The sequence below is a fragment of the Caballeronia sp. LZ033 genome (genome assembly GCF_031451265.1).
GTDB lineage: Bacteria > Pseudomonadota > Gammaproteobacteria > Burkholderiales > Burkholderiaceae > Caballeronia.
Genome location: NZ_JARUXQ010000015.1, coordinates 1 through 4,519 on the forward strand (window position 1 = coordinate 1; position 4,519 = coordinate 4,519).

Consider the following 4,519-nt stretch of genomic DNA (forward strand, 5'->3'; position numbering starts at 1 on the left):
GAAGGCGAGCGGAGTGCTGACCGAGGCGCTGATCTGCAAGCTGTACAACGTGAAGAAGGAAGACATCGTGACCTTGATGTTCTTCGACCCGGCGCGCGCTTTCAAGCTGACGCTGAAGCGTTCGTGGGCGCAGGGCAGTGTGGGCGAGCGCGACACCTTCGGCGCGCAGCAGCACGCACCGTTGCTGACGATTGAAATTCCCGGCGTCTGATAACGCCGACAAGAACGAGGAGGCATGCTCAACATGGCAAACAACACTTCGCGTCAGATGACGCTCATCGGTTTCCTGCAGGCTCAGAACTGCTCGACCTATCCCGGCTCCTGGCGTCATAGCGGCGCGATGCAGGACTTCATGTCGCCGGAGTATTACCAGCGCATTGCGCGCACGTTGGAGGAGGGCAAGTTCCATCTGGCCTTCTTCGATGATCGTCTCGCGATGCCGGACATCTACGGCAACGATCATGCGCAGACGGTGGAGCATGGTGTGCGCGCCGTGAAGATGGACCCGTCGCCGATCGTCACCGCGATGGCCATGGCCACGACGCACCTGGGCTTGGGCGCCACGTACTCGACGACCTACTACGAGCCGTACCACATCGCGCGTCACTTCGCGACGCTGGACCTGATGACGAAGGGCCGTGTCGCGTGGAACGTGGTGACGTCGCTGAACGATTCGGAAGCGGCGAACTTCGGTCGCGACATGCATCTGGAGCATGACTTGCGCTACGATCGCGCCGACGAATTTCTCGAGACCGTGATGGGTCATTGGGATTCGTGGGAGAGCGATGCGCTGATCCTCGACAAGGAGAGCGGCCGTTTCGCCGATCCGGCCAAGGTGCATCGACTCGATCACAGGGGCGAGTACTTCAAGTCGCGCGGACCGCTCACGGTGCCGCGTTCGCAGCAGGGTCATCCGGTGTTGATCCAGGCGGGGCAGAGCGGCCGTGGCCGTGCGTTTGCATCGCGCTGGGGCGAGCTGATCTTCGTCGTGTACCCGAACCTTGCAGCGGGCAAGAAGCAGTATGCCGAGCTGAAGCAGGCGGTGTCGGCGGCGGGGCGCGATCCGGAGAAGGTCAAGGTATCGACGGCGTGTTACACGGTGGTCGCCGAATCGGAAGAGATTGCGCAGCAGGAGCGCGAGTACATCGATTCGCTGGCGAAGCCGATCGACTCGCTGACGCTGCTGTGCGAAGTGCTCAACACGGACTTCTCGAAGCGCGACTACGACGCGCCGTTCACTGATGCCGAGATGAAGGCCATTTCGGGCTGGACGGGTTTCCGCGATCGCGTGGTGATGTTGTCGGGCAAGCAGAATCCGTCGGTGCGTGATTTCGTCGAGTTCTCGAATCGTGCGCGCCTGAATGAGTTCCCGGTGTTCGCGGGCACGGCTAAGACGGTGGCTGACCAGATGGAGCAATGGTTTGTCGAAGGCGGTTGCGACGGCTTCGTGATTTCGCCGACGCACGTTCCTGGCGGCTATGAGGACTTCGTGCGTCAGGTGGTGCCGGAGTTGCAGCGTCGCGGCGTGTTCCGCAAGGACTACGACGGCACGACGTTGCGCGAGAACCTTGGCTTGTCGAAGCCGGATGCGGGCGACTGGCGCAAGCAGGCTTTCGCGGGCGTGAATGGCGAGGCGGAGCGCAAGGCGGGCTAGGGCTTCACACCATCGATCAAGCAAGAACAAAGCGCCCGGCCTGACCGGGCGCACCCCTTGGAGACAGACATGGCAGAAATCGCCGACATCCGGCGCGTGGCGCTTGCGAGCACCATCGGCACGACCCTCGAGTGGTACGACTTCTTCATCTTCGCGTCCGCGGCGGCGCTCGTTTTCAGCAAGCTGTTCTTTCCGACTTTCGATCCGGTGGCGGGCACGATTGCATCGCTTGCGAGCTTTGCGGTGGGCTTCATTGCGCGGCCGGTGGGTGGAGCGGTGTTCGGGCATTTTGGCGACCGTATTGGCCGCAAGGCGATGCTGGTCCTGAGTCTCACGATGATGGGCGGCGTGACGTTCCTGATTGGCTTGTTGCCGACGTATGCGAGCGCGGGCATTGCTGCGCCGATCTTGCTGACGGTATTGCGTTTCGTGCAGGGTTTCGCGGTGGGTGGCGAGTGGGGTGGTGCGACGTTGATGGTGATCGAGCATGCGCCTGCGAAGAAGCGCGGCTTTTATGGCAGCTGGCCGCAGATGGGTATTCCGGGCGCGTTGATTCTTTCGACGGGCGCGATGGCGGCGACGACTGCGTTGACCACGCCGGAGCAGTTTGCTGCGTGGGGATGGCGGGTGCCGTTCTTGTTGTCGGGGATTCTGGTGGTGGTGGGGATTGTGATCCGGCGGCGTCTGGCGGAATCGCCGAGCATCGAGCGCATGCGCCGCAAGCATGACACGCCGAGTGTGCCGATTGCGACGCTGCTGAAGCGTCATAAGCGTACGACGTTCTTGCTCGTGGCTTCGCAGGCGGTGCAGTGTGCGGGCTTTTATGTCGTGGCGGTGTATTCGCTGGTTTATCTCACGCAGAACCTGCATTTGCCGCGGAGTGACGCGTTGCGGGCGTTGATGATTGCGGCGGCGTGTACGCTGGTGGCCCATCCTACGTTTGGGGCGCTTTCGGATCGCATCGGACGTAAGCGGGTTTTTATGGGCGGGATGATTTTTCTTGGGCTGTTCATTTACCCGTACTTCATGTTGCTCAATACCGGGAGCTATCCGCTGATCGTGCTCGCTATGAGTCTTGCGATGGCGGTTGGAGAAGGGTCTGTTCAGGCGGCACAGCCTAGCCTTTTTGCCGAGCAATATTCGTCAGGGGTGCGGTATAGCGGGGTGTCGTTGGCTTATCAGCTTGCCACGGTGTCGTGGAGTGGCCCCACTCCGGTGATTGCGGCGATGTTGATCGCCTGGGCTGGGGGGTATTGGCCTCTTGTCGGGTACATTATTTTCCTGGCGGTTATTTCGGTCGTTTCCATCGTTCCGCTCAGGGAAGCTGCGGGGGTCGAGCTTTCTTCTCTCGAGGAATCTATCGAAGAGGATGCTCCCAGGTTTGCGCGGGGCGCCGCCGCGCGGTGAGGGTTTTAATTTTGCTCGCGCTTCGATGGACTTCCCGTATTCGCGTCGGTCTATTAGCACTGCCCCTCCCCGGGGCGGGGGTAACTTTCTTTGCCGCTGCAAAGAAAGTCACCAAAGAAAGCAGCTTTCTTACCGCCCAAGGAACACCAGCGGCACGACACAGAATTGCCTCACTGGCCCGGCAGTAGAGAGTGCCCTCATAGGCCACACCGGGCGTGGATCGCGGACCCACTGTGCAACCGCGCCCCCAAACAAACTGGTGCAGCACCTGAAAGCGCCGGCCCAGCGCTGCGCGCTGCCGAAGGGTATGCAAGGGAAACCGGCGGGAGGTAAAAGCTATGAGATGGATCCATTGGCGAGGAAGCATGGGCAGCCCAGCCCCGATTGACCGGACGGCGGCGCGAAGCGCAGCGCCGGAGCATGCAAGGGCTGCACCAGTTTGTTCTGTGGTGCGCTTACACAGTGGGTCCGCGATCCACGCCCGGTGGGGCCTATGAGGGCACTCTCTACTGCAGTGCCAGAAACATGGTTCTGTGCTGCGCCCATAGGATGACGCTGGGCGAGAAAAAAAGCTGCTTTCTTTGGTGACTTTCTTTGCAGCAGCAAAGAAAGTTACCCCCGCCCCGGGGAGGGGCAGTGCTAACAGACCGACGCGAACACAGGAAGTCCATAGAAGCGCTGGCGAACCAATAAAACCCGGAGAACCCAATGACCTTGAAAGATCAACTGAAAGACCCGACCTTGCTGCGTCACGCAGCCTACCTCGATGGTGAATGGCAACAATCCGACACTGGCGAAACCTTCGAAGTAAAGAACCCTGCGACGGGCGAATCCCTTGGCTCCGTGCCCAAGATGGGCACAACCGAAACGCGCCGCGCGATCGATGCAGCGAACGCTGCGTGGCCCGCCTGGCGCAAGAAGACCGCGAAGGAACGTGCGGCCGTGATGCGCAAGTGGTTCGACCTGATGACGGAAAACGCCGATGACCTCGCGCTGATCCTGACCACTGAACAAGGCAAGCCGCTCGCCGAGGCCAAGGGCGAAATCACCTACGCGGCGTCGTTCATCGAATGGTTCGCGGAAGAAGGCAAGCGCGTCGCCGGCGATACCCTCGCCACTCCGGCAGCAGACAAACGCATCGTCGTGACGAAGGAGCCGATCGGCGTATGCGCGGCGATCACGCCATGGAACTTCCCGGCAGCAATGATCACCCGCAAGGTCGGCCCCGCGCTCGCAGCCGGTTGCCCGATCGTGGTGAAGCCAGCAGAAGCCACCCCGTTCTCGGCCTTCGCCATGGCCGTGCTCGCTGAACGCGCCGGCATTCCGAAGGGCGTGCTGAGCATCCTCACCGGCGACCCTAAAGCCATCGGCGAGGAAATGACCGGCAATCCGATCGTGCGCAAGCTCTCGTTCACCGGCTCCACCGCCGTCGGCCGACTGCTGATGGCGCAAAGCGCG

Annotated in this window: 4 protein-coding genes; all 4 read left to right on the forward strand. The window is 61.5% G+C overall.

Annotated elements, in window-relative coordinates:
• Nucleotides 1-211, forward strand: a 211-nt coding sequence (locus QCE62_RS34845; RefSeq protein ID WP_309927939.1) for a DUF4387 domain-containing protein, incomplete at its 5' end; no start/stop codon positions are given.
• Between the two features lie 33 nt (nucleotides 212-244).
• Nucleotides 245-1,654 carry an LLM class flavin-dependent oxidoreductase gene (locus QCE62_RS34850; protein WP_309927956.1) on the forward strand — a complete coding sequence of 470 codons (1,410 nt, stop codon included), beginning with the start codon at nucleotides 245-247 and terminating at the stop codon, nucleotides 1,652-1,654.
• A 69-nt stretch (nucleotides 1,655-1,723) separates the two neighbouring features.
• Nucleotides 1,724-3,061 (forward strand): MFS transporter, encoded by a 1,338-nt coding sequence (locus QCE62_RS34855; RefSeq protein WP_309927959.1) that lies wholly within the window; start codon nucleotides 1,724-1,726, stop codon nucleotides 3,059-3,061.
• Between the two features lie 708 nt (nucleotides 3,062-3,769).
• On the forward strand, nucleotides 3,770-4,519 hold a 750-nt coding region (locus QCE62_RS34860), incomplete at its 3' end, for an aldehyde dehydrogenase family protein (RefSeq protein ID WP_309927960.1).